This is a genomic window from Nocardioides pinisoli, from assembly GCF_024199985.1.
Lineage (GTDB): Bacteria > Actinomycetota > Actinomycetes > Propionibacteriales > Nocardioidaceae > Nocardioides > Nocardioides pinisoli.
Window position 1 is genome coordinate 118384 of the sequence record NZ_JANARS010000009.1, and the last position, 24348, is coordinate 142731.

General features: G+C 71.2%; 21 protein-coding genes and 1 tRNA gene. 14 read left to right on the forward strand and 8 right to left on the reverse strand.

Annotation, left to right across the window (positions count from 1 at the left end; all coding sequences use genetic code 11):
- The first annotated feature begins 1 nt into the window (after position 1).
- Positions 2-1111 carry an ArsB/NhaD family transporter gene (locus NCI01_RS18655; RefSeq protein WP_254182990.1) on the forward strand — a complete coding sequence of 370 codons (1110 nt, stop codon included), beginning with the start codon at positions 2-4 and terminating at the stop codon, positions 1109-1111.
- Positions 1112-1389: 278 nt separating this feature from the next.
- On the opposite strand, the gene NCI01_RS18660 is transcribed toward NCI01_RS18655, so the two are convergent.
- Positions 1390-2883, reverse strand: a complete 1494-nt coding sequence (locus tag NCI01_RS18660) for a phospholipase D-like domain-containing protein (RefSeq protein ID WP_254182991.1) — start codon at positions 2881-2883, stop codon at positions 1390-1392.
- Positions 2884-3073: 190 nt separating this feature from the next.
- Complete coding sequence (locus tag NCI01_RS18665) at positions 3074-4384, reverse strand: phospholipase D-like domain-containing protein (RefSeq protein WP_254182992.1); 1311 nt, start codon at positions 4382-4384, stop codon at positions 3074-3076.
- A 576-nt stretch (positions 4385-4960) separates the two neighbouring features.
- On the opposite strand from NCI01_RS18665, the gene NCI01_RS18670 reads away from it, so the two are divergent.
- The 7 genes from NCI01_RS18670 (at position 4961) to NCI01_RS18700 (ending at position 12812) form a co-directional block, all read left to right on the forward strand.
- Complete coding sequence (locus tag NCI01_RS18670) at positions 4961-5344, forward strand: DUF1622 domain-containing protein (RefSeq protein ID WP_254182993.1); 384 nt, start codon at positions 4961-4963, stop codon at positions 5342-5344.
- Positions 5345-5439: 95 nt separating this feature from the next.
- Entirely contained in the window at positions 5440-5853 is a 414-nt protein-coding gene (locus tag NCI01_RS18675; RefSeq protein WP_254182994.1) for an ATP-binding protein, read from the forward strand.
- Between the two features lie 222 nt (positions 5854-6075).
- Positions 6076-7626, forward strand: a complete 1551-nt coding sequence (locus tag NCI01_RS18680; RefSeq protein WP_254182995.1) for a sensor histidine kinase — start codon at positions 6076-6078, stop codon at positions 7624-7626.
- Between the two features lie 294 nt (positions 7627-7920).
- The gene (locus tag NCI01_RS18685) at positions 7921-9069 is read left to right on the forward strand and encodes a sensor histidine kinase (RefSeq protein ID WP_254182996.1); all 1149 of its coding nucleotides are present in this window, start codon (positions 7921-7923) and stop codon (positions 9067-9069) included.
- On the forward strand, positions 9066-9716 hold the full coding sequence (locus NCI01_RS18690) for a response regulator (protein WP_254182997.1): 651 nt from the start codon (positions 9066-9068) through the stop codon (positions 9714-9716). Before NCI01_RS18685 ends, NCI01_RS18690 begins: the two co-directional genes overlap by 4 nt.
- A 152-nt stretch (positions 9717-9868) precedes the next feature.
- Positions 9869-12007, forward strand: coding sequence for an MMPL family transporter (locus NCI01_RS18695; protein WP_254182998.1), 2139 nt, complete (start codon positions 9869-9871; stop codon positions 12005-12007).
- Positions 12000-12812 carry a phosphotransferase family protein gene (locus tag NCI01_RS18700; protein WP_254182999.1) on the forward strand — a complete coding sequence of 271 codons (813 nt, stop codon included), beginning with the start codon at positions 12000-12002 and terminating at the stop codon, positions 12810-12812. Before NCI01_RS18695 ends, NCI01_RS18700 begins: the two co-directional genes overlap by 8 nt.
- A 9-nt stretch (positions 12813-12821) precedes the next feature.
- Here the strand turns inward: NCI01_RS18700 and NCI01_RS18705 are convergent, their stop codons facing one another.
- Entirely contained in the window at positions 12822-14327 is a 1506-nt protein-coding gene (locus NCI01_RS18705) for a multicopper oxidase family protein (protein WP_254183000.1), read from the reverse strand.
- Between the two features lie 523 nt (positions 14328-14850).
- Positions 14851-15567, reverse strand: coding sequence for an SDR family oxidoreductase (locus tag NCI01_RS18710; protein WP_254183001.1), 717 nt, complete (start codon positions 15565-15567; stop codon positions 14851-14853).
- A gap of 85 nt (positions 15568-15652) precedes the next feature.
- Between NCI01_RS18710 and NCI01_RS18715 the strand changes: the two genes are divergently transcribed.
- Positions 15653-16216 carry a TetR/AcrR family transcriptional regulator gene (locus NCI01_RS18715; protein ID WP_254183002.1) on the forward strand — a complete coding sequence of 188 codons (564 nt, stop codon included), beginning with the start codon at positions 15653-15655 and terminating at the stop codon, positions 16214-16216.
- Positions 16217-16385: 169 nt separating this feature from the next.
- Positions 16386-16949 carry a hypothetical protein gene (locus tag NCI01_RS18720; RefSeq protein ID WP_254183003.1) on the forward strand — a complete coding sequence of 188 codons (564 nt, stop codon included), beginning with the start codon at positions 16386-16388 and terminating at the stop codon, positions 16947-16949.
- A 109-nt stretch (positions 16950-17058) separates the two neighbouring features.
- Here NCI01_RS18720 and NCI01_RS22855 read toward each other — a convergent pair whose 3' ends face one another.
- Together NCI01_RS22855 and NCI01_RS18730 are read right to left on the reverse strand one after the other, a co-directional pair.
- On the reverse strand, positions 17059-17823 hold the full coding sequence (locus NCI01_RS22855; protein ID WP_254183004.1) for a GAF and ANTAR domain-containing protein: 765 nt from the start codon (positions 17821-17823) through the stop codon (positions 17059-17061).
- Between the two features lie 128 nt (positions 17824-17951).
- Entirely contained in the window at positions 17952-18452 is a 501-nt protein-coding gene (locus tag NCI01_RS18730) for a hemerythrin domain-containing protein (protein WP_254183005.1), read from the reverse strand.
- An 892-nt stretch (positions 18453-19344) separates the two neighbouring features.
- Here NCI01_RS18730 and NCI01_RS18735 point away from each other — a divergent pair.
- The 3 genes from NCI01_RS18735 to NCI01_RS18745 all read left to right on the forward strand — a co-directional run bounded on the left by NCI01_RS18735 (position 19345) and on the right by NCI01_RS18745 (position 21970).
- Positions 19345-20466 carry a glycosyltransferase family 4 protein gene (locus NCI01_RS18735; RefSeq protein ID WP_254183006.1) on the forward strand — a complete coding sequence of 374 codons (1122 nt, stop codon included), beginning with the start codon at positions 19345-19347 and terminating at the stop codon, positions 20464-20466.
- Between the two features lie 152 nt (positions 20467-20618).
- Positions 20619-21086, forward strand: a complete 468-nt coding sequence (locus NCI01_RS18740) for a hypothetical protein (protein ID WP_254183007.1) — start codon at positions 20619-20621, stop codon at positions 21084-21086.
- 563 nt (positions 21087-21649) lie between these two features.
- Complete coding sequence (locus NCI01_RS18745; protein ID WP_254183008.1) at positions 21650-21970, forward strand: site-specific integrase; 321 nt, start codon at positions 21650-21652, stop codon at positions 21968-21970.
- A 34-nt stretch (positions 21971-22004) separates the two neighbouring features.
- Here the strand turns inward: NCI01_RS18745 and NCI01_RS18750 are convergent.
- Positions 22005-22078 (reverse strand) — tRNA-Pro (locus tag NCI01_RS18750).
- A gap of 211 nt (positions 22079-22289) precedes the next feature.
- Here NCI01_RS18750 and NCI01_RS18755 point away from each other — a divergent pair.
- A complete protein-coding gene (locus tag NCI01_RS18755; protein WP_302182278.1) occupies positions 22290-22967 on the forward strand; it encodes a M23 family metallopeptidase in 678 nt (225 codons plus the stop codon).
- Positions 22968-22976: 9 nt separating this feature from the next.
- Here NCI01_RS18755 and der read toward each other — a convergent pair whose 3' ends face one another.
- The gene (gene der, locus NCI01_RS18760; RefSeq protein ID WP_254183009.1) at positions 22977-24344 is read right to left on the reverse strand and encodes a ribosome biogenesis GTPase Der; all 1368 of its coding nucleotides are present in this window, start codon (positions 24342-24344) and stop codon (positions 22977-22979) included.
- Between the last annotated feature and the right edge of the window lie 4 nt (positions 24345-24348).

Here is a 24348-nt window from a genome sequence, read left to right on the forward strand (position 1 = left end):
CGTGAGCCAGGCCCTGGACGGCCTGCTCGACCCCGCCCTGGCGTCCGTCCTGGCCCAGGTGCTGCCCGTCGCGGTCTTCCTGCTCGCGATCACCGTCACCGCCGAGGTGGCACAGCTGGCCGGCGTCTTCGACGTGGCCGCCCACGCCCTCGCGCGCCGTGCCCGTCACCGCGTCCTGCTCCTGTGGCTGACGTTCGCCGCCCTGGCCGTGGCCTGCACGATCGTGCTGAGTCTCGACACCACCGCCGTCCTCCTCACGCCCGTCGGCCTCGCCATCGCGCGCCAGACCGGGGTCGCGCCGCTCCCCTTCGCGCTCACCACGCTCTGGATCGCCAACACCGGGTCGCTGCTGCTCCCCGTGTCCAACCTGACCAACCTGCTGGCCGTGCACCGCTTCGAGGACCTCGGGGCGGGCCACGGCGACTACGTGCGTACGGCGGCCGCGCCGGCCGTGACCGCGATCGTCCTCACCCTGGTCCTGATCGCCGTCCTCCAGCGGCGGGCGTTGCGTGGGACGTACGCCGTCGAGCCCCCGGCGGACCCGCACGACCGCGTGCTGCTCGTCCTCGGCTCCGTCGTGTGCGTCGTCATCGGGCCGCTGTTCGCCGTCGGCGTCGAACCCGCCGTCGTGGCGCTGGGGTCGGCGGCCGTCCTGCTCGCCGTCCTGGCGTGGCGGGCTCCGGGGCTGCTGCGCGAGGTACGTCCGCCGTGGCTGATGGCAGGCGGCTTCGTGCTCGTCGCCGGGCTGCTCCGCCTGGCGCAGGGCGAGGGCCTCCTCGACTGGCTGGCCCCCGCGGTCGGCTCCGGCACCCGCACGCTCGACCTGCTGCACCTCTCCGCCGCCTCCGCGGTCGCGGCCAACCTGGTCAACAACCTGCCGGCCTACCTCCTGGTGGAGCCTGCGGCGGCCGACGACGTACGACGCCTCGTCGCGACGCTCGTGGGGGTCAACGCCGGCGCCCTGGTCACCCCCTGGGCCTCGCTCGCCACGCTCCTGTGGCTGCAGCGCTGCCGGTCGGCGGGCCTGCGGGTCCCGCTGCTCCGGCTCGCCGCGTGGGGCGCGGTGTGCGCGACGTTGTGCGTGAGCGCCGCGACCCTCGCCATCCGCTGACCCACCACCGGCCTCACGGTCGACCAGACCGCCGTACGACGCAGCAGCGGCGCGGCCCCGGAGGGCCGCGCCGCTGTCCTGCGCGTTGTTCGGGTCGTCCCACCGACTCTGGGGGGATCCGTGCCTCGGCGGGAGGTCGGGGCACGGGTGAGCGGTGTTGGACCCGGCGGAACGCGGCCGCCTACTTGCTCAGCGCCGGGACGCTCCGGGGTGTTACGGGTCCACGCGACATTTTTCCGGCCCGGCTCGGACCGCTGCCACGCCCCTCGGTCGGCTCCTCAGTCGGACTCCCAGAACGGCCCCTTGCGGTAGGGGTCGCGCTCGATCGTCGTGACCGGCCGCCGGACGGTCCGCCACACGGTGCGCGGGGTGCCGTCCGCGTCGGTGACCGTCCGCGCGACGCGGAAGTTGACGTAGGTCGTGGTGTAGGCGTTGCGCGAGTTGCGCTTGTTCCGCCACTGGTAGTTGAAGTTCTTGACGTACTTCCGGGTCAGCTTCTTGCCACGGATCGTCATCCAGAGCTCGTCGTTGCCGGGGCTCAGGCTCGCCCAGTTGGAGGACCCCGTGACGGTCATGTGGGTGTCGGGGACACCGTTGTAGGTGCCCTGGATCGCGACGTACTTCTGGTGGCTGTAGACGCTGAGGATCAGGTCGTCCTTGCCGTCCTTGTTGAGGTCGTAGTCGTCGTACGGGTTGAAGTCGAGCCCGGTCGAGCGCAGCGGGATGCGCCCGCGGGCGGTCGGAGCACCGACGACGCGCTTGGTGTGGTAGCCGATGAGGCCGTACATCACTCGCACCTTGCACCCCTCGATCCACTTCTGCCGGATCGCCGACGCCAGGTAGTCGCCGCGCCTGCCGCGCATGGTGTGCATCGACACCGCGATGCGGCTTCGCTTCTGCCCGCCCGCGCCGTCGGGCGTCAGGCACTGCACCTTGCCGAGCAGGTCGAGGACGAGGTCGTTCTTCGGTCCCGACGGCTTGGGCCAGGCCCAGACCGTGTGCTTGTCGACGGAGTCGTCGCACGCGACGCCGTTGGCCGGGGTGCCGCAGAAGAACTGGGGCGGCTGGCGCGTGGCGTGGTCCTTGCGCATGTCGTTGAACAGCCGGACGAACTGGCGGAAGAGCCTGTGGTCGCCGGAGGTGAAGTAGAGGTCGTTCCACTGGTGCTTGTCCGCGTTGAGCATCAGGTTGGCCGACCCCACCGCCAGCACGTCCTTCGACCTGCCCGCCCGGGAGAACGAGTAGAACTTCGTGTGCATGTTGTTGTACTGGTTCTGCTTGCTCCGGCACCCGGCCGTGCACCGCGTGATGAAGCTCGAGCGGTAGCGCTTGGCCCCGATCTCCCGGCGGACCGCCCGCATCGCCTTCGTGTACTGGTGGTCGTTGAGGATCATCTGCACCTCGACGCCGCGCCGGTGGGCGGCGATGAGCGCCTTCGCGACGGGCATCCGGTCGAAGGAGTAGACGGCGATCCGGATCGTCGAGCCCCGGGGCGTGTGCTTGATCGTGTCGATGACCTTCCGCTCGATCCGGAACCAGCCCTTCTTGCGGCGCGGGTCGTTGAAGAACGGACCCTGTGGGGCCTTCCACCGCTTGCGATCGACTCGCGCCGTCCGGTCGGCGCCCACCGTCGCGACGCCCGTCGGGGCGACCGCCGAGGCGGCCACCGAGGTGGCGCCTCCGGCGACGGGTGGGGCGGCTGCGGTGGGTCCCGCCGCCAGTGGGGTGCCCACGACCAGGCACAGGGTGATGGCGACCAACAATCTCGGCACGAACTCGCCTTCCCGCCCCCACGCTCGGTGGGGACGTCACGCTCGGGCCCGTCCCGGCCCCCGGTGTCCCGGGTGCGGGCAGGCGTGTCGACCGGACCTGTGCGCACGACCGGTCCGGTCCCGTCCAAGAGGTGACGAGCCCCGGGCCGGCAAAGTTGTCGACCCCGGGGTCCGGATGCGGAGACGAGGCTCACACGAGCCCAGGTGCCGGTGCGATTGGCCGCGAGTGCTCGTCCCACACGTCGTCGAAGTGGTCGGCGTACGCGTCGTGGATGTCGTGCCGCGGGATCATCACCACCAGCTCGTCGTTGAGGAGGGACACGTCCGACCAGTTCTCCGAGCCGGTCCACACCGCTCGTGTGGCGGAGCCGCCCCAGGTGCCGTCGACCGACATCCACTTCTCGTGCAGGAAGTGCTCCCACCCCGAGTCCTCGAAGCCGGTGGCCACGTCGCCGTCGACGTCGAGGGATGCGCTCCGCACGCGGACGCCGGCGGCGACGAGGGTGGAGACGACGTCCGGGCCTGCGGCGCTCACCAGCGCCTGCACGCGACATCCGTCGCGGTGCAGCGCGGCCACCCGTCGGGCGAGGTCGGTTCCGCGCGCCCCGCGCCAGCCGTACATGCTGATCCGGACCACCGTCCGACCGCCCACGCCGCTGCCGGCCAGCGCGCGGCAGCCGACCCTCGCGAGCCGCTGGGCCACGGTGTCGTCATCGGCGGTCGCGGGCCGCCCGGGCGGCACGCTCGTCGTCACGTCCCCGTGGGCCAGGTCGACCGCCGGCACGGGCGAGAGGCGGTCGGCTGCGAGCTCGGCGAAGACCCGGCTGTAGTCGTCGTGGAGCGGCCGGTCGCCGGTGAGGGTGACCAGGTCGTTCCAGTGCACGCCCGCGGCGTACTCGGTGAGGTTGGCCGAGCCCAGCATGACGACCGTCTCGGCGCCGGCTCCCCCGGAGAACAGGTAGACCTTCATGTGCTGGTTGCCGCGGTCGCCGAGCCGGCAGCTGGCGTGGCAGACCTTGACGAAGCTCGGCTCGGTGCTGCTCCCCCGGGACTCGCCGCGCGCGTGGCAGGCGCCGCTGCTCGACGCCGCATCGCCACCGAGCAACCGCCGCAGGCGCCGCACGGGGGCGGAGACGTAGTTGTCGTTCAGGACGAGCTGCACCGTGACCTGTCGCTCGGTGCACGCGCGGCGGAGTGCGACCGCGATGTCGGGCCGGTCGAAGCTGTAGGCCGCCATGCGGATGGCGCCGTGTTCGGGAGTCGCCTCGATCGCCTGTCGGACGTGGTCGGCGATCCGGTCCTGGGCGGCCTCGTCCCCGGTGGGGTCGTTGAAGAGGACGTCGGCCGCGGGGGCCACGGATCCGACGTTCGAGAGCCGGGCAGTGCCGACAGCCGCGGCCGGCGACGGCGGTCCGCCCCCGGCTGCTGCGGTCAACGCGGGCGTCGCCATCGCCGTGGCCACGCCCAGCGCCACTGTCCCCACCAGGAGAGAGGTACGCATCTCGATCACCCGATCCCGTCCGGCGGGAGGGTTCCCGCCTCGTGGATCGACCGTCGCGCCGGCGACGTTCCGGGGGCACGGGCCGGTGATCTCGAGCCCGGCGGGACGCTCCGGACGACCCCGGGAAGGCGGTGCGCCGGGCAGTCGCGGGTGGCCGTGCGCGGTCCTCGCGTCCCGGTGTCCCGGTGACGACCGGGACTCCCGGCTCAGGCCGCGGGACTGGTGTCGCCGCCTGCTCATACGAATGGTCCAGACCACTGCGAGGAGACGCCGGGTGGGTACGTCCCCGGTCGACCGCGTGGACAGCGGACCGCTGTCCCTGGTCGGTCCAGAAGACCGCCGGCTGGAACTGAGGGGTCGTTCGCGCCCCCTGGGCTGCCCGCGGGGCCGGCTGGACAGGCCCCGCGGGCAGTTCCCGTCGCCTCGATGTCCCGTTCGACGGCGGCCCTGCGCCCGCAGCGATCGACGCTACGCCCGCGGCTCCCGGGTCGCCACGATGTCTAGCCCGCGACCCCTCCTCGCGTCCCACCCGTGACGCGGTGTCGGCACCGCTGCGCTCGTGGAAGTGTGGGAGTCATGGAGGACGCAGACTTCGACGCCCTGATGGAGCTGGTGGTCCACGGATTCGAGCTGGCCGGCGTCGTCGTCCTGGTGGTCGGGGCCCTGGCTGCCTTCGGGTACGCACTGGCGACGGCGAGACGCACCGGCATGACCGTGGCCTACGAACGGGTCCGACGTGGCGTGGGCCGGGCGATCCTCCTCGGCCTGGAGCTGCTGATCATCGCGGACATCGTGCTCACCATCACCGTCGACGCCACCCTGGAGAGCGCGCTGGCACTCGGGCTCATCGTCGTCGTACGCACGTTCCTCAGCTTCTCCCTCGAGGTCGAGCTGGAGGGCGCGCTGCCGTGGCGGCGCTCGCGGGAGGCCACGCGGGTCGACGGCTCGCACAGCGCTTGAGGCGCCTGTCGCCGGCGCGCCACCCGGCGTATCGTCGGTAGTCGGCAGGTGTCGCCCGAGCACGTCACGACGAGCTTCGAGCGCGGGGGGTGAGGATGTCACGCCGTGCGTCGGCTTGGACCCACCGCGCCAGCTTCGACGCGGACCCGTTCAGCGCGTCCCTCGCCCGATCCTTCATCACCGAGCGGCTCGTGCAGCACGAGCTGTCGCACCTCATCGACCCGGTGCGCCTGGTGACGAGCGAGCTCGCCACCAACGCCATCCTCCACGCCCGCACGACGTTCACCGTCACGCTGGAGCGCCTCGAGGACGTGCTCCTGCTGACGGTGAGCGACGAGTCACCCCGGGCACCGGTCCGCCGGACCACGGGAGCCACGGACCCCACCGGTCGCGGCCTGGACATCGTCGCCTCGGCGAGCCTGGACCGGGGCGTCGAGCTGGCCCGCGACGCCCCCAAGGCCGTGTGGGCGTCCTTCCCCGTCGACGGACGCACCTGGCCCGACGTCTAGACGTTCCCCAGCACCTCGACCCCGAGCACGTCCCGGAGGAGCGCCAACGACGCGGTCAGGTGCACCACCTGCACGTCCGCGCCGCCGCTCTCGGCGCGCGACGCGAAGTGCACGAGGGCACGTAGGCACGCCAGCCGGTCCGCACCACACACAGGTCACCCCAAAGGGTGGGATACTGCCGACTCGACGCCGCAGTCCGACCGTCAGGGCGATACTGACGCGATGGACGAGGGGGCGGGTCCCGAGACGACCACGTCCCGTGATGACGGCACAGCGGGCCACCCAGCGGCTCCTCGCGACCGGCTGCTCGTGGCAGCCATGCAGACGTCACCGGACGCCTTCGTCGTGCTCGACCACGAGGACCGGGTCGAGTGGTGGAACCGTGCGGCGGAGCGGCTCTTCGGTTGGTCCGTCGACGAGGCTGCCGGGCAGCTGCTCACCGACCTCGTCGTGCCCGAGCAGTACAAGGAGGCGCACCACGAGGGGCTCCGGCGCCGCGCGGCCGGGGGCACGGCGCATCTGGGAGCGGATCCGGTGCAGGTGGAGGCCCTGTGCCGCGACGGGAGCCGCATCCTCGTCGAGCTCAGCGTCGGCGAGCTGGAGTGGCAGGGGGGTCCACACTTCCACGCGTTCATCCGCGACGTCACCGACCGGGAGACCGCCCGCAGCGCGCTGGAGCTGAGCGAGAAGCGCGCCCGCACCGCATTCGAGAACGCGCCGGTCGGCATGCTCCTGACCGAGGTGGGCGACGGTGAGTTCGGTGCAGTGATCTCGGCCAACCCCGTCGCCGTCGACATGCTCGGCTGGTCCCTGGACGAGCTGCGGTCCATGTCCTGCAACGACATCACGCACCCCCACGACGCCCACCTGGACGCCGAGATGGTTCCGCGCCTCCTCAGCGGCGAGGTCGACAAGCTCCAGTACGAGAAGCGGTTCGTCAGGTCCGACGGCCGGCCCCTGTGGGTGGACTTCAGCGCGAGCGTCGTCGTGGACGTCGACGGCTCGTCCATGCACAGCATCCACCACCTCGTCGACATCACCGAGCGCCTCGCGGACGCCCAGCAGCTCGTCCGGCTCAACAGGGAGCTGCGGCAGGCCAACGATGAGCTTGCCGCGGCCAACGCCGAGCTCGACCGCTTCGCCGCCGCCGTCGCCCACGACCTGAAGTCGCCGCTCATGGCGATCCTGATGCACGCCGACCTGATGGCGGAGTCCTACGGCCCCGAGGACGTGCCCCGTGGCGCGGTGGCCATCTCCCGCGCCGCCAGGCGGCTGAACTCGCTCATCGAGGGCCTCCTCCTCTACTCGCGGGCCGAGAGTGCCGAGCTGCAGCGGGAGTGGGTCGACCTCGGCGTCATGGTCGACGACGTCGCGGAGGAGCTCGCCGTGGCGGCGGACCGTCCCGCCCGCGTCACCCACGACGGGTTGCCGTCGCTCCGCGTCGAGGCGGTCCTCTTCCGGCAGGTCGTCTCGAACCTGGTCGGCAACAGCCTCAAGTACGTCGCACCGGGGGTCGCCCCGCACGTGCACGTCACCGCCGAGCAGGATGCGGCCACCCGGGCGTGGACGCTCCACTTCACCGACAACGGGATCGGCATCCCACCGTCGTCGCGGGAGCGGGTCTTCGAGGTGTTCCACCGCGAGGCCACGGACTACCCCGGCAGCGGGATCGGTCTGGCGACCTGCCGGCGGATCGTCGAGCGTCACGGCGGGCGCATCTGGATCGAGGACGCGAACGACGGAGGCAGCGTCGTGTCGGTCCTGTTGCCCTGAGAAAGGCAGCTCTCGTCGACATGGGATCAGCACGTTCCTCCACGTGCCGGACCGTCATGGCTGCCCGCCCAAAGGGCGCGGTCCCGCGCAAGGCGCACCGGCGCGTCGCCCCGAGGAGTCGCGCCTGTCGCCCGGCGGGGACAGTGGGACGCACCTCCGCGTGCCTACCGTGCCGGCACGTCGGACCACGGCGGGCGCGCGCCACGTCGCGCTACGCATGACACGCGGTTTCGCGCCACGATAGGCACCGATGACGCTCGTTGCGGCCCCGGCACCCTGGGAGAGGAGAGCAGCGTGGAGACCCGACGCGGTGACCTCCTCCTCGCCGCCCTCGTGGCGGTCGTGCTGACCGCCGTCGTGACGGCCGCCGGCAGCACGTACGACGACGTCGAGCCCGCGGCCTACCTCTGGGCCGTCGGCTTCGGGCTGCTCATGCTCGTGCGCCGCGACCGCCCCCTCCTGGTGCTGGCGCTGACCACCGTCGGGTTCTTCTCCTACTACGCCTCCGGCTTCCCCCCGATCGGCGTGGGCGTGCCCATGGCGGCCGCGCTCTACTCCGCGGCGGAGGTGGGTGCCGTCCGGGCCGCGATCGCGACGGGCGTGGTCGTCCTGGGACTCTCCACCGCCTACCGGCTCGCGGTCGGGCAGGGGACCGCGTTCGTCCTGGGCTACGAGCTGGTCTACCACGCCTCGCTGATGGCGGCGGCCGTCGCGCTCGGGCACGTGGTCCGGGTGAGTCGCGCGCTCCGGCGCCGTACCGACCAGGTCACCGGCCTGCTGGTGCGCCAGGGCGAGCTCGACGCGTCGGCACGACTGCGGGAGGAGCGACTGAGCCTGGCCCGCGAGCTGCACGACTCGCTCGGGCACTCGCTCTCGGTGGCCGGTCTCTACGCCCAGGTCGCCCAGGAGGCCGGCAGCGACCGAACGGCCGGCACACAAGCGCTGGCGCTGGTGCGGGAGTCGGTGCTCGACGGCCTCGCCCACCTGCGCCGCACGGTCGCGGTACTGCGGAGCCCGCGCCCGGACGACGACCAGGCCCCCGGCCTGGCCGACGTCGCGGGCCTCATGACGGCGCCTCGGGCCGCGGGGTACGACACCACCGTCGAGGTCGCCGACGTCGACGTCCCGGAGTCGGTCGGTACGGCGGCCTACCGGGTCGTGCAGGAGGCCGTCACCAACGCGATCCGGCACTCCACCGGCAACCGCATCGAGGTGAGGGTCGCGGTCGACGGCGACGGGCCTCTCGAGGTGACCGTCCGCGACGACGGCCGCACCCCCGGGCGGCTCGAGGTCGAGCCGGGCCACGGGCTGGCCGGGATGCGCGAGCGGCTGCGGACACTGGGTGGCACCCTCGACGTGACGCCCGGCCACTCCGGCTGGACCGTGCGGGCCCGGATCCCACTACCCCGACCTGCCGACGTCAACACCGGAGGGGCATCGTGACCACCGTCCTGCTCGTCGACGACCAGACCCTGCTGCGGGCGGGCCTGAGGGCGATCCTGGAGAACTCCGAGGACCTGACCGTCGTGGGCGAGGCCGCGAACGGCCGGGAGGGGTTGCGCGAGGCGCGGCGGCTGCGGCCGTCCGTCATCCTGATGGACCTGCAGATGCCGGAGATGAACGGCGTCGAGGCGATCCGCGCCGTGCGGGCGGACCCGCTCCTGTCCCCCACGCCCGTGCTGGTCCTCACGACGTTCGACGACGCCGACGACGTGGTGGAGGCCTTGGCCGCCGGCGCGACGGGCTACCTGCTCAAGGACGTCGACGCCCCCGCCCTGCGGCAGTCCGTCCGCGAGGCCGCCGCCGGGAACGCGCAGATGTCGCCCGCGGTGCTGCGCCAGGTCATGGACCGCGTCGCCCAGCTGCCCACCGGGCGGGAGCGCCGGAAGGAGGTGGCTGGCCTCACCGAGCGGGAGCTGGAGATCCTCACCCACGTCGGGCGCGGGCTGACCAACGAGGAGATCGGACGGGCGCTCTTCCTCAGTCCCGAGACGGCCCGCACGTACGTCAGCCGGCTGCTCACCAAGCTCGACGCCCGCGACCGGGCGCAGCTCGTCGTGCTCGCCCACCGCGCCGGCCTCGTCGACTGAGACCACGGGTGAGCCGGCGGGTGTCGCCCGTCGCGGACCGCGTCGTCGCTCCCGGGCGCACGATCTCTCGCTCCTGACGGGACTCCTCGCGCGGCCAGCCCCGCCTAGCGTCGCGGCCGACCGGTGACGCCTGCCTGAGCGGAGAGACGACCATGAGAAGACTTGCCGAGACCTGCGCGCGGCTGAGGTACGTCGTCGTGGCGGCGTGGCTCGTCACGACGATCGGCCTCTCGGTGCTCGCGGGCGCCGTGGGCGGTCAGACCGAGGACGACTACTCGCTGCCGGGCTCGGAGAGCGAGCGGGCCAGCGAGATCCTCGCCGACGGCGGCTTCTCCTTCGGCGGCGGGACCCAGGCACAGCTCGTGCTCCAGCGCGACGGCGGGCTCGACGACCCCGAGACCCGCGCCGTGGTGGACGACCTCGTGGCGGAGGTGCAGGCGGCCGCCCCGGGGGCCCGCGTGACGAGCCCCTTCTCGCAGGAGGGCTCCTTCCAGATGTCCGAGGACGGCGAGATCGCCTACGTCGCGGTCGACCTGCCCGAGCAGGACCCCGAGGAGCTGGCCGACCTGTCCGAGGAGCTCGAGCAGACGCGCGAGCGCTACTCCGGCGACACGCTGACCGTCGAGCTGGGCGGCCTCGTCGTCGAGCAGGGCGAGTCCGGTCCACCCAGCGAGGTGATCGGCATCCTCGCCGCCGTGGTGATCCTGCTGTTCGCCTTCGGCTCGGTCTTCGCGATGGGGCTCCCCATCCTCGTCGGCGTCGTCGGCGCGGCCAGCGGCGTGGCGGTCGTGGGCCTCGGCGCCCGCTGGGTCGACATGCCCACCTTCGCCGCGCCCGTCGCGGCGATGATCGCCATCGGTGTCGGTATCGACTACGCCCTCCTGGTCGTCACCCGGTACCGCGAGGCGCTCGCGACGGGGTCCGCGACGAGGGAGGCGATCGTGGTCGCGCTGACGACGGCCGGCCGCTCGGTGCTCTTCGCCGGCGTCACGGTCGTCATCGCGTCGCTGGGCCTGGTGCTCATGGACCTCAAGCTGATCACCGGCGTCGCCCTGGGCATCGCCGGCTCGGTGCTCGTCACCATGCTCGCCGCGGTCACCCTGCTGCCCGCCCTGCTCGCCCTCGTCGGCCCGCGGATCGACCGGTTCTCGGTGCGCCGTCGGCACGAGGACCACGACGGCGGCCCGGCCCGGCGCTGGAGCCGGCAGGTACAGCGCCGTCCGCTGCCCTGGGCCGTCGCCGCCACCGCCGTCCTCGTCCTGCTCAGCCTCCCCGTGCTCGACATGCGGCTCGGGTTCTCCGACGCCGGCACCAAGCCGACGAGCGACACCTCGCGACGCGCGTACGACCTCCTCGCCGAGGGCTTCGGCGCGGGTACCAACGGCCCGCTCGTCGTCGCGGTCCGGGGCTCGGCCGACGCGGGCCCGGCGTACGAGGAGCTGGGCGACGCCCTCCGCGCGACCGACGGCGTCGCGCAGGTGAGCCCGCCCGTCGTGGCGCCCTCCGGGGACGTGGCCCTCCTGCAGGTCGTCCCGACCACCGGTCCGCGCGAGGAGGAGACGACCGACCTGGTGCACCGTCTGCGCGACGAGGTCCTCCCCGCCGCCGTGGAGGACCCGCTCACCGACGTCGCCGTGGGCGGCTCCACCGCTGCGGCGGTCGACTTCGCGGACTACAACGCCGAGCGGCTCCCCCTCTTCCTCACCGTGGTCCTCGGCCTGGCGCTGCTGCTCCTGATGGCCGTCTTCCGCGGCCTGCCGGTGGCGGTGCAGGCCGTGGTGGTCAACCTGCTGTCGATTGGCGCCTCCTTCGGAGCCACGGTGGCGGTCTTCCAGTGGGGCTGGGGCGTGGACCTGCTGGACCTCGGTGCCGCCGGGCCGTTCGAGGCGTGGGCGCCGATGATGCTCATCGCCATCGTCTTCGGCCTGTCGATGGACTACGAGGTGTTCCTGCTCTCGCGCATCCGCGAGGAGTACGAGCGCTCGGGCGACAACGCGGAGGCGGTCGCGGAGGGCCTGGCCCGCACCGCCCGGGTGATCACCGCCGCCGCTGCCATCATGGTGTGCGTGTTCGGCAGCTTCGTCCTCGGCACCAGCCGCGAGCTCCAGCTCTTCGGCTTCGGCCTGACGTTCGCCGTGCTGATCGACGCGACCGTGGTCCGGATGGTGCTGGTCCCGGCCGTCATGGAGCTCCTCGGCGACCGCAACTGGTGGCTGCCCCGGTGGCTGGACCGCTCGCTGCCGCACGTCACCATCGAGACGGCGCCCCGACCCGAGCCCGTCGATGCCTGAGGGGCTCGACCACGCGGGCCACGACCACGCAGTGACGGTCCGCGCCGACGGGACGGTGCTGCGCCGGCGCCGGCCCGGGTCCGGCAGCCTGGACGTGGCACGCGAGGCGACGCTGCTCGACGTCGTCGGGGCGTACGCCTCGCTGCCCGTGCCCCGGGTGCTGCGGACCTGGCCTGCCCGGGGACTCATGGAGATGGAGCGCGTCCCCGGCTCCGCGCTCCTCGAGCACCTGACCGGCCTCGGCCCACGTCGGACGCGCTCGCTCGCGGAGCGCCTGGGCGACTTCGTGGCGAGCGTGGCCGCGGTGCCGCCCGACCGGGTGGCCGGCCTCGTGCCGGAGGACGTGGCCCGCCCGGACCTGCTCCTGGCGGAGGCGGTCGAGGCCTGCGACCGGCCCGAGGTCCTGGCCCTGGTCCCGGCGGGCGCGCGCGAGGGGCTCGACGCCTTCCTCGCCGCCGACCCGCTCCTGGGACCCGCCCCGGGGCCTGCCCTGGTCCACGGCGATCTCGGCGCCGAGCACGTGTTCGTCGACGGCGACGAGATCACCGGAGTCATCGACTGGTCCGACGCCGTCCTCGGCGACCCAGCCCTCGACCTCGGCCTCGTGCTGCGCGACCTCGGCCCGGCCGCCGGCGAGGTAGCCGTGGCGCGTTTCGCCTCCCACGGGCTCGGGACGGAGGGGTTGCTGCCCCGGGCGTGGTTCTTCGGCCGCGTGCGCGCGCTGGAGGACCTGGCGTACGGCGTCGACGAGGGTCTGGCGCTCTACCGCGACAACGCCGTGCGCGCGGTCGCGCAGCTGTTCTGACGTGCGGGCTCAGTGACCCTCGTGGCCGGAGAGGTCGGCCGCGTCGCCGTCGTCCACCACGACGAACTGGCCCATCATGCCGTCGTCCTCGTGCAGCAGCAGGTGGCAGTGGAACATGTAGGGGTGCTCGGGGTCGGCGTGGTCGCCGAATCGCATGAGCAGGTCGTAGGAGACGTGCGGCTCGAGGTAGACGGTGTCCTTCAGCCCGGCCAGCAACGGCGGCGGCGGCGCGCCGTCCACGGCGACGACGCGGAACTGGACGTCGTGGACGTGGAAGTTGTGGGGGTAGGGATTGCGGCTGCGCACCGTCCACTGCTCCAGCGCGCCGGCGGTGACGGTGGCGTCGACCCGGTCCATGTCCATGCCCTGCCCGTTGATCTCGCGGCCCTCCAGCTCCCACTCCCGCCGCGCGTCGGCCGCGCTCGGGTCGAGCCGCTCGATGGAGGTGAGCACCTCCGGCACTGGCGGCGAGGGCTCCAGCCGGTCACGGGCCCGGATCTCCAGGACGTCGATGACGTCGTCCGCTCCGAAGACGGAGGGGATGACCACGTCGCCGAGCTCGGCGCCGTACGACACGAGCCGGACGCGTTCGGCCGGCGCGAGGCGTACGACGACCTCCGCCCGCTCGCCCGGCGACAGCCGGACGCGGGTGGTCGCGACCGGTCGCTCGAGCAGGCCGCCGTCGGTGGCGACGACGTCGAAGTCCCGGTCGTCGGAGAACCCGAGGCCGTAGGTCCGCGCGGTCGACCCGTTGAGCAACCGCAGCCGCAGCAGCTCGGTCGACGCCTCGACGTGACCGCCCCAGGTGCCGTTGGCCAGCACGCGGTCGCCGAGCAGGCCGATCTCCAGCCCCTGGTCGTCGAGGTCGAGCTCGCCGTCGTCGTCGAGGCGCTTGTCCTGGACCACCACCGGGACGTCGTCGACGCCGTAGCGGTGCGGGAGGCGGGTGTCGGGGCCCTCGTCGGGGTCGATCCAGAACATCCCCGCGAGGCCGCGGTAGACGTGCTCCTCCGTCGCTCCGTGCGGGTGCGGGTGGTACCACAGGCTCGCGGCCGGCTGGTCGATCGTCCAGACCGGCTCCCAGGTCCCGCCGGGCTCGATCATCTGGTGGGGGCCGCCGTCCATCACCGCCGGCAGGTGCATGCCGTGCCAGTGGACGGTCGTCTCCTCCGGCAGGTCGTTGGTGACCCGCACCCGAACGGTCTCGCCCGACCGGGCCCGCAGCGTGGGACCGAGGTGGTCGCCGTTGAATCCCCAGGTCGGGGTCGCGACACCGGTGCCCATGTCGTGGGTGCCCTCCCGGGCGGTGAGGGCGAACTCGCGGACGCCGGGCGAGACCATCGTGCCCTCGTCCAGGGGCGGCACGGCCAGTGGTGTGCTGAAGTCGTCGGGCGGCGTGACCGGCCTGCGGGCCCCGCCACCCGTTCCGGAGCAGGACGACATGGCGGGCACCGTCATGGTGGCCAGACCCGCGACGAGGAGGGTGCGGCGGGAGACGTGCCGGGAAGGGAGCATGGCACGGACGCTAGGCACTCCCGCGTCCCGTCACCGCCGCTCCAGGGCGCGACGGCTGTCTCCCCCGAGCGACGAGCAGCACTGCGCCGACGGCGCCGTCTCCGCACGTTCAGGACCGTTGGTCCACCTGTGGCACGCTCGTTCAGCTGGTGTGCCAGTGCTGAGCAATGTCCTCGCGTACCTTCGGACCAGAACCGCTCACGGACCCGAGACCGTGGGCGGTTCTGCTTCTCCCCCCGGGTACCTACCAAAGGGCGGTGTCGGTGGGTAACCTTTGGAGAAGGTCAGCAGGGCGGTCGCGACTTCCCGGTGGGCTAGGCCCGGAAGGTCCAGAAGGCGGCCTCCGGGCCGCCGCCCTCCTTGCCCCCAGCTACTGAGGCCTGTGTGGCTGGCGGCGACCCGGGTCTCCCCCGACTCCGACCCCTATGTCACTGCGATGCGCAGCTACCAGGCTCCTTCCTGGCTTTGCAGCTGGTTCGTCACGGTCCCGACTCTGTCTGGTGCATTGCTGCTTGCTGGCTGCTCAGCTACTGGCCGGCGAGAACAGCTGGGCGTACCGCTCCGAGGGCCCAAGCGTCAGTCCCGACTTCACGAACTTCGCCCAGTCGTCAGCCAGCACCTCGTCGAGACCCGACTCGACGGCGTCCAGTGCCGCAGCGGCCAAGGCCGTCGGGGAGATCTTCGGCGCCTCCATAGCCGCGGCCATGTCCGTGTCGACCAAGCCCATGTGCACGCCCACCACGTGCGTGCCCTGGCTCGCGAGCTCGAGTCGCGCGCTGTCGGTGAGGCTCCAGGCCGCCGTCTTCGAAGCGGCGTAGGCGCCAGCGCCCGGTGCGGTGAACCACGACAGCGCCGAGACGATGTTGACGATGGCACCCCCACCGTTGGCCTTGAGGATCGGAGCGAAAGCCCGCGTCAGGAGAAGCGGACCGAAGAAGTTCGTGTCCATCTCTCGCCTGATCTCGGCCACGTCACCGGACACCAGGGACGTGCCCGTGGAGATGCCTGCGTTGTTGATCAGGACCTGGACGTCGCTGGCCTGGGCGGCGACCTCCTGGATGCGTGCCGGGTCGGTGACGTCGAGCTGGATCGGCTCGACGCCGTCGAGATCGACGTAGCTCGCGCGGCGCGAAGCGGCATAGATCTTCGCCGCTCCGCGCTGCTTCAGCTCCTCGACGAAGGCGGCGCCGATCCCTCGGTTCGCTCCGGTGACGAGCACCACGGCGTTGTCGAGCTGCATGAGATTCCCCTTTTGTAGCGGTCGCTATGAATTCCTGCGGAACCGTAGCACATTCCATAGCGGTCACTACGCTATGATCTGAGCCGTGGTGGGCAGACCGAGGAGCTTCGACCGTGACACCGCGTTGGCTGCAGCAGTCGAGCAGTTCTGGCGCACCGGCTACGAAGAGACCAGCATCGCCATGCTGACGAAGGCGATGGGCGTGACGCCGCCCAGCCTGTACGCGGCATTCGGCGACAAGGAGAGGTTGTTCGAGGAAGTCTCTGACCTCTACTTCCGTCGGACGTGTGAGGCCGTCGACCAGGCGGCCACTCGCCCGACGGCCCGCGAAGCCATCGCCACCATGCTCGACGACACAGCCCGCGCACACACCAGCCCGGACACGCCGCTCGGCTGCCTGATGCTGACCGAGCCACGCCTGTCTGCACAACGGGGGGTCCTCCACGGCCGCCTTGCGAACCGGATCGCTCGAGGCGTCACCGATGGCGACCTACCCGCCACCGTTCAGCCGGACGAGCTGGCTTCGTTCCTGGTGGCTGTCATGCGCGGCATGTCGGGGCGCGCCAGGGACGGAGGCTCGACGCAAGAGCTCCTTGCCATCGCCAAGTCTGCTCTGGCCGCCATACCGTCACCGCCTCCCGCTCCCTGACGCCCCATCGCGATGTCGCACTGGGGGGATCGACCGGTCTGCCACTCCCCCGACGTCGCCGGATGACGCACCAGGGGTGCCGTGCCGTTCCAGGACGCGAGGTGGGCCTGACGACTGTGCAGGTCAATTGCCCCTGCAGGCCCGGTGGCACGAGCCCCATGCTGGAGTCGTGAGCGACAAGCCCGGCGTCACCGACAGGGTGCACATCCCGTGGGCACGCCTTCTGATCATCGCCGGCGCCGCGACCATGGTGATCTCCGCAGCGGTGGGCTATGCCTGGCTCAAGCGCATGCCGGAGCTGCAGCCAGTGGACTTCGGGCAGCAGGCGCAGATCCGCGCAACGGAGTCCACGTCAGCGACCATCTTCGCGTCCACAGGTTTGTCCCAGGCACCGTCATGCGCGGTGACCTCCGGAGGCGGCGATCCGGTCACCGTGGGCAACGCACAGCGCTATCACCAGGCGGAGGGCCTCGAGTCCGCCTTCAGCTTCCCAGTGACGGCGGGAACCAGGTACACGGTCACGTGCAGCGGTGCGTCCGAGGATGGGCGCTTCGCGGTCGCGCGGGATCCTGCTGTCCCCGAGGGCATCTTCATCGCGGCGGGATCACTGGGGCTCGTCATGTGCGTCGTGGGGGGTCTCCTCGCCTTCCGTCAGCGGCAACGGAGGTCGCCACCGAGGTCATCCGCACCCGCATCATCCCCACATCAGCGACCAACCACTCCGCATGAGTAGAGGCCCGGGCTGCGGACGTGTCCTCCTGGGGGGCGAACTCGCCACGCAGTCGGCGGTGAGGCACTGGGAGGCTGGGTCCTGCAGCACCGTGGTGCCGCTGGCGAGAAGCCTAGGGGTGCGCGACGGGCGTGTCTGGGGAACGCCGAACTGGGTCCGCCCTCGACAGGGCGACGTGGGCTGCCTGCGCCGGGGGTTCGGGGAGGTCGCCGGTGTCGACGACGTACTGGGCGATCCGGGCGACCTTTACGTTGTGGTGTGAGGACAAGCGCTTGAGGACGTCGAACGCACGGGCGGAGGTCAGATCGAATCGCTCGCGCAGCATTCCGGTGGCTTCGCCGATGACTTGGCGGTTGCGCATCGCCTGGTTCATCTGGTCGCGGTTGGTGGTGCCGGCCAGGGTGACGGCGGCCTGCGCGGCCACGGCGAGGCCGTCGACGACGTCGTCGTGGTCGAAGGAATCCGGCTTCCGGGCGTACAAGGTCATCGCGGCGAGCTGGTGGCCGTCGGTGAAGAGGTGGAAGGCGAGCGCAGAGCGGATGTCGAACTTCTGACCGATGGCCGGTCCCCACCTCCCCCAGCGGGTGTCGGTGGTGACGTCGCCGACGCGGATCACATCGGTCTCCCGCAGGGCGCTGAGGCACGGACCCTCGCCGAGCTCGTGCTGGAGCTGCTCGATGTGTCGCAGGTCCTCGTGGGTGGCGGCAGGCGTGTGCACTCCGCCGGGAGTAAACACTGACAAGCCGGCGAGGTCGGCGCTGCCGACGAGCTCGAGCGCCGTCTGCACCGCACGTTCGAGGGTGTCGTCGCTGTCGTTCGCCTCCGCGGTGGCGCGTGCGGCGTCGGCGAGCTGACGGTTGAACTCATAGCGGTCCACGCCGCAGCCTCCCTCGGTGGCCCCGCGCACAGCGTAGAAGGGTAGTCAGGGGTTGTACAGCCGACGACGGTTCGCGCCCAGCTGGGACTTTGTCGCGGTAGAGCGCCTCAAGTACGGCAGGCGGTTCGCTACTTGACGACCGCGTCGATGGTCTTCTTCAGAGCGCTCGGTGCGGCTGGGGTGCGTGGCGCCTTGGCTTTGGCCTCGGTCATCTCCGCACCGATCTCCTGGAGCTGCTTGCGTCCCAGGCCCTCACGTACTTGGGGAAACCACTCCTTCTCTTCCTCCTCGATGTGATGACGCACGTTCTCGATGAGCACCGTGGTCTTGGCGGTGAAGCGCTCGGCATCAGGCTTCATCGCGACCAGCTCCATGACAAGGACATCGGCGACGTGATGCTCCTCGTAGGACTCGAGCACATCGTCCTCGAGCTCGGGCAGCAGTTCCCGCACCCGGGGGTACATGACCTCGTTCTCGATGTACGTGTGGACGGTCAGGAGCTCGATCATGCGGCTGACCAACTGGCCCTTGCGAACATGCGCGTCCGGACCAAGCTTCTCGAAGTCCCTGAACGTCTTGAGAATTTCTTTGTGGTCGTTCTTCAACAGCACGATTGCGTCGGTGGACATGTGAGCCTCTCGAATCGGTCAGCAAGGCGGCTGCTCAGCCGGTTCCAGTGTCTCTGGACTTCGGATGTGCCGCCCCACCCGCAAGGACCACGGCGCGCTCGACTTACGAACAGACGGTGGTGATCGGGGCCGCGAGCGCCCGGCTGGCCGCCTGCTTCGGTCCTCGAGCAGCCGGTGTCGAGGCCCCCGTGACACTGAGGCGTTCTTGAGCGACGCCCCGTCACGGTGACCAGCGGGCCGCAGACCGGTAATGAGGCACACCAGAACAGCTGGTGGGCAGCCGCATGGAGAGCTGCCCGCCGACCACCTGGACCGAGTCTGGCCAGACATTCGGTCTATACGAATCATCCAATGGCTGCCTGTCGGCCCCGGCTCACGAGTTCTGCACGGGCCTCGCACCATCAGCACATCGGCCGGTCTTGGCAAGAGGCTGTTGCCAGCACGGTATGAACATGCGGCTCGCACAGGTGGGTACGACGGGTCAGGCCGCTTGGGCAGCCTGCAGGAACCTGAGCGGCCCAGGCCCGGGTGCTCAAGAAGCGGGCACCCGGGCCGGCACCCAGCGGCCTGCCGTGCCGACCAATCACCCTGCCGCAGCCCAGCACCGACCTCCCCGCGCCCGACGGATCGACTGCCAGCCCACGACTGCCACCACTGGGTGTGCGCTGCATCTTGCGCCTGCAACAAGCCACCGCAGCGTCGCGGCGGCGGGAGCGTGTCCCATGCCGCGCTAGACTGGCGCTACTACTGCAGGCGGTAGGCCGATGCCTCGGCTACGGGGCGCACGGGCACTGGCGCTTGTAGCGATGGCAGGTGGTGACGCGATGATCTCGCGCCCCAGCACGGCACTATCGCCCGCGTATTCAGGGCTTGCGTTCGCCTCTGGCCCGGTGTGATCTCGTTCGTGTGGTCGCCCGGTGAAGCGTTGCCGGCGGGCACCGGAGGCTCAGAGAACTTCACGGTCGGCCAGGTCCGCGAGCTGATCAGGCGCGGCGTGGACGCGCGCGTGGTGACGGTGGGTGCCGGGCTGTCCGACGGGCGCGACGAGTTCGACGATGTGCCGTTCCACTCCGTCGAGATCCTCGACGACCTGAGTCGCCTCGACGACACAGTGGTCTTCGTGAGCGAGGCCCCTCCCGTGCGTACGCAGCATCCCGCCTACCAGATCCTCCATGTTCCTCCGCCTCTGCGTGGACACGAACGGCTGGCCGTGACCGCCGGGACCCGCGATCGGACGCTGATCGCCACCAGCCGCTTCGCCGCGCGCCTGTGGTCGGACTTCCTCGACGTCAGCCTCGAGACCGTGCACGTGGTGTATCCGTTCGCCGAGCCGGCGTTCGCCGTCCAGTCCCGCCCGGAGCACACCGGCCCGACGAGGGTGCTCTACGCGGGCCGGCTGACGCCGGAGAAGGGGATCTTCACCCTGCTCTCCATGCTCCACACCGATCTGTTCGAGGGCCCCCAGATGTCGGTCACCGTCACGAGCGCGGGATCCGACAAGCCACACGGCGCGCTGATCGAGCGAATGCTCGCCACCAACCCGCGCCTCGACCTCGTCGCGGCACGACGTACGCCGGCCGGCATGGCTGCGCTCCTCGCAGAGCACGACGTCGTGGTCATGCCCTCCAACAGCCAGTACTGGCACGAGACCTTCGGCATCCTCTCCATCGAGGCCCAGCACGCCGGGTGCCGCGTCATCGCCTCCGACGACGGCGGACTACCCGAGACCGACTGCGGCGCACTCGCACTCATTGCCCCGGACGACGCCGAGGCGCTGGCCCGCGGCATCCTCGCCGCGCAACTCCTGGGACCGATTCCGCCTCATGTTCGGAAGCAGGCGACGCAATCGTTCACGGTCGCCGATTCAGTCGACAGCCTGCTCCAAGTCCTCCGCGCGACGCCCGCCTCCACCCCGTGGGCCGTCCTTCAGGACCTCGAAACCCTGGCGGCGCTGCCATCCCTCGCCCCTCCGCACGAACGATCGAGCCCTGACGACCTTCCGATGGGGGTCTAGCCCTGAACCCGCGCCTGCCCGTCCCATGAGCCTCCACCACCCCTAGGGAAGACACCATGCCCGAATCCCCTCCCGCGTCCAGCAACGCATCGACATCCCCCGGAAGCACCCCAGGAGACGCCCCCGGGACAGTCTCAGCGACGACCTCTGCCGTGGCTTCCTGGGTGAGGCGGCGCGATGGCAACGCGGCGGATGTCCACTACCTCGAGGAGGCGCGCGCCGCACTCGGGCCGATCATGGCCGCGAGCAGGGACATCGCCGCCTCCGGGCGCAGCCACCACGTGCGGGCACTAGGTCGACTGGCGCTTGCCGAGCAGGCTGACCAACTCGCCGCGATCGCGGCAGCACTGAGCGCGTGGGGGCAACTGGACGCCCGCAGCGCTTCCAGTTCCACGCCGTTCCCCGACGCGATTCCCGAGCGGCACAGCACGGATCAGGACCGGAACTTCGCCGACCACCTGGCAGCGCACGCCCACGCCTCGCTTGCATCGGCTCGCGCCGAGATGATCACCGGCGCCAGCCCCACGGCCCGGTCCATCGCTGAGCAGGCCATCCACGTACACGACCGGCGTCTGGCCGCGATCATCCTCCTCTTCCCGCCAACAACACCGCGACCCTGACCACACCCAATGAGTCGCACAGTCGCCACCTCACCGCGCGGCCCGGGCGAGCCGACCCTCCCGTCTCACACTTGGCAACTCGTGAAGATCGACGAACCTCGAAACGTGCGGGCAGGTCCATGGCAGAGACAGCTCGGAGCTTCGCGCCAGCTCGCCATTCCGGCGGGCCTCGACCCCCTCACCTGCATGTGCGACCTACCCGAGTTTCGCCACCGGCGCGATCCGATCAGAAGTCAGTCCAGTGGGCAGTGCGCGCTGGGCGCGATGTGACGAGGTGCCGCCCGCCTCCTGGTGGGGCTGCCCGCGCTGTAAGGGGCAACCAACCCAGACCGACCCCCGTGAGGCCAGCTGTACCGCCTCGGGACCTCGCGGGACATCCACCCGGGGGAACAGTGCACTCCCCAGGCCCACAGGGGCCTTCAGTGTCGTCATGGCGACCCAGTAACGATTCGCTGGCCAAGGCAGGCCAAATTGGAGCAACGTTCTTGAGGAGCCGGACCCGGCGCTCCGCCGTGGACGCCTGGATGACCAAGAAGCGTTCTGGTCCCAGGCCGAATTCGGACATGCCTGAGATCATCGACCTACTCCTCGCCACCGGATGCCGTATCGGGGAAGTACTTGCCCTCCGCTGGACAGACATCGACCTGTCTGCGACGCCCCCGACGGTCTCGATCAGCGGGACGATCAAGACGGAGACCGGGAAGGGCACCTTCCGGAAGGCGAAGCCCGAATCCGACGCTTCCAAGCGCACGATCGCCCTGCCGCCGTTCGCTGTCGCCGTACGCAGGGCTCGCCAGACCGAGGCAAAGCCGGTCATGCGACAGAGTTTTCGGGACATGAACGTGGCACGAGGCGATTCGGCTCGAAACGCAAGTAGCCCCTGACCAGCGTTTCCGCTGGTCAGGGGCTACTTCTCGGTCGGGCTGACAGGATTTGAACCTGCGACCCCTTGACCCCCAGTCAAGTGCGCTACCAAGCTGCGCCACAGCCCGAGTGCCTCCGGCGCGAGGCCTGCGAAGCGAGGGGAACACTACCGCAGCCCCTCCACCGCCACGGAATCGACCCGCCATCCAGGCCGTCGGCCGGCCTCGCACCGCTCATGTGCGGCAGGCCTCCTAGTCCGAGTGGGCCATTTGTGCCGAAACCCCCGAGCCCCTCCCGCCTGCCGTCCGACCATGGACCGTCGACCTGTGGGGGTTCCTGATGCCAGCACTGAAGCGTGCAGGCCTGCTGGTCGCCGCGATCGCGGCGGCTGTCGGGCTGGGTCTCGTCGCGCCCGCCCACGCGGCGCCCGAGACCGTCGTGCACCAGGACGCGCGCACGGCCGAGGCGGTCGCCGAGGCGATGGCGCTCGCCGAGCAGGTCGCGGAGCGCCAGCAGACGCTCGTGGCGCTCAACCGTCGCGCCGCCGCCCGCGACCGGGAGCTCATCGGTCACCGTGAGGTGCTGGCGACCTACGGCTACCACGGCGACCCCGACGCGGTGCGCGCCGTCCTGCCGCTGGCGTCGTACGACCTGTCGGCCGGCTTCGGGCTGACCGGCCCGCTCTGGGAGGCAGAGCACGGCGGCCAGGACTTCAGCGCCTACGCCGGTGAGCCGCTGGTCGCGGTCGCCGACGGCGTCGTCACCGAGGTGGCGTACGCCGGCCCCTACGGCCTGCGCACGATCCTCACGCTCCCCGACGGCACCGAGGTCTGGTACTGCCACCAGACCGACGCGACCGTCGTCGTCGGCCAGGAGGTCGCCCTCACGGACGTCATCGGCAGCGTCGGCTCCACCGGCAACTCCACCGGGCCGCACCTCCACCTCGAGGTGCGCCCGGCCGCGGGCAGCCCGGTCGACCCGATGGAGTGGCTGCGCGACCGGGGCCTCGAGCCCTGAGTCGAGCCGTCAGCGCTTGCGCTTCTCCCGCGGCTTCTGCTGGATGATGATCGGCGTGCCGACGAAGCCGAACTCCTCGCGCAGGCGTCGCTCGATGAACCGCTCGTAGGCGGCGTCGAGCTTGCCGCTGGTGAAGAGCACGAACGTCGGCGGGGCCACGGACGGCTGGGTCGCGAAGAGGATCTTGGGCTGCTTGCCGCTGCGCACGGGGTGGGGGTGCTCGGCGACGAGGCGACCCAGGAACGTGTTGAGGGCGCCAGTTCCGATGCGCGTCTCCCACCCCTCGAGGGCCTTGTCGATCGCCGGGACGAGGCGGTCGACGTGCCAGCCGGTGCGCGCGGTGAAGTTGATCCGCGGCGCCCACTTCAGCTGCACGAGGTCGCGCTCGATCTCGCGCTCGAGGTAGTAGCGACGCTCCTCGTCGACGAGGTCCCACTTGTTGAAGGCGATCACCATGGCTCGGCCCGCGTCGCGGATCGTCTGGATGATGCGCATGTCCTGCTCGGAGACGGTCTCGCTGGCGTCGAGCACCAGGACCGCCACCTCGGCGCGGTCGATCGCGGTCGTGGTGCGCAGGGAGGCGTAGTACTCGTGGCCCGACGCCTGGTTGACCCGCTTGCGGATGCCGGCGGTGTCGATGAAGCGCCAGGTGCGGTCGCCGAGCTGGATCAGCTCGTCGACCGGGTCGACGGTGGTGCCGGCCGCGTTGTCGACGACGACGCGGTCCTCCTTCGCGAGCATGTTGAGCAGGGAAGATTTGCCGACGTTGGGCTTGCCGACGATGGCGATGCGGCGCGGACCGCCGACCTCCTCGAAGCTCTCCTGCGGCGTCTCGGGCAGGGCCGCCAGGATCGCGTCGAGCATGTCGCCGGAGCCGCGCCCGTGCAGCGCGGAGACGGCGAAGGGCTCGCCGAGGCCGAGGTTCCACAGGCCGTAGGCCTCGGCCTCGGTGCGGGCGTCGTCGACCTTGTTGGCCGCCAGCACGACCGGCTTGCCCGACTTGCGCAGGATGCGGACGACCGCCTCGTCGGCGTCGGTGATCCCGACGGTGGCGTCGACGACGAACAGCACGGCGTCGGCCAGCGTGACGGCCACCTCGGCCTGCCCGGCGATGCGCTCGGCGAGCCCGCGGGCGTCGGGGTCCCAGCCGCCGGTGTCGACGACGGTGAAGGCGCGACCACTCCAGTTGGCGTCGTAGGAGACACGGTCACGGGTCACGCCCGGACGGTCCTCCACGACGGCCTCGCGGCGCCCGATGATCCGGTTGACGAGGGTCGACTTGCCCACGTTGGGTCGGCCCACCACTGCCAGGACCGGGGTGGGGCCGGTCGGCTCGTCGGTGGACGCGGACGCGAGGTCGGCGTCGTTCTCAGTCATTCGT

Excerpts from the sequence above, each read along its gene's own strand:
- NCI01_RS18705 (WP_254183000.1), bottom strand. The coding sequence starts at position 14,327 with ATGCTCCCTTCCCGGCACGTCTCCCGCCGCACCCTCCTCGTCGCGGGT.
- NCI01_RS18710 (WP_254183001.1), bottom strand. The coding sequence starts at position 15,567 with ATGCAGCTCGACAACGCCGTGGTGCTCGTCACCGGAGCGAACCGAGGG.
- NCI01_RS18755 (WP_302182278.1), top strand. The coding sequence starts at position 22,290 with ATGCCAGCACTGAAGCGTGCAGGCCTGCTGGTCGCCGCGATCGCGGCG.
- NCI01_RS18670 (WP_254182993.1), top strand. The coding sequence starts at position 4,961 with ATGGAGGACGCAGACTTCGACGCCCTGATGGAGCTGGTGGTCCACGGA.
- NCI01_RS18730 (WP_254183005.1), bottom strand. The coding sequence starts at position 18,452 with ATGTCCACCGACGCAATCGTGCTGTTGAAGAACGACCACAAAGAAATT.
- NCI01_RS18745 (WP_254183008.1), top strand. The coding sequence starts at position 21,650 with ATGCCTGAGATCATCGACCTACTCCTCGCCACCGGATGCCGTATCGGG.
- NCI01_RS18680 (WP_254182995.1), top strand. The coding sequence starts at position 6,076 with ATGGACGAGGGGGCGGGTCCCGAGACGACCACGTCCCGTGATGACGGC.
- NCI01_RS18665 (WP_254182992.1), bottom strand. The coding sequence starts at position 4,384 with ATGCGTACCTCTCTCCTGGTGGGGACAGTGGCGCTGGGCGTGGCCACG.
- NCI01_RS18700 (WP_254182999.1), top strand. The coding sequence starts at position 12,000 with ATGCCTGAGGGGCTCGACCACGCGGGCCACGACCACGCAGTGACGGTC.
- NCI01_RS18695 (WP_254182998.1), top strand. The coding sequence starts at position 9,869 with ATGAGAAGACTTGCCGAGACCTGCGCGCGGCTGAGGTACGTCGTCGTG.
- NCI01_RS18675 (WP_254182994.1), top strand. The coding sequence starts at position 5,440 with ATGTCACGCCGTGCGTCGGCTTGGACCCACCGCGCCAGCTTCGACGCG.
- der (WP_254183009.1), bottom strand. The coding sequence starts at position 24,344 with ATGACTGAGAACGACGCCGACCTCGCGTCCGCGTCCACCGACGAGCCG.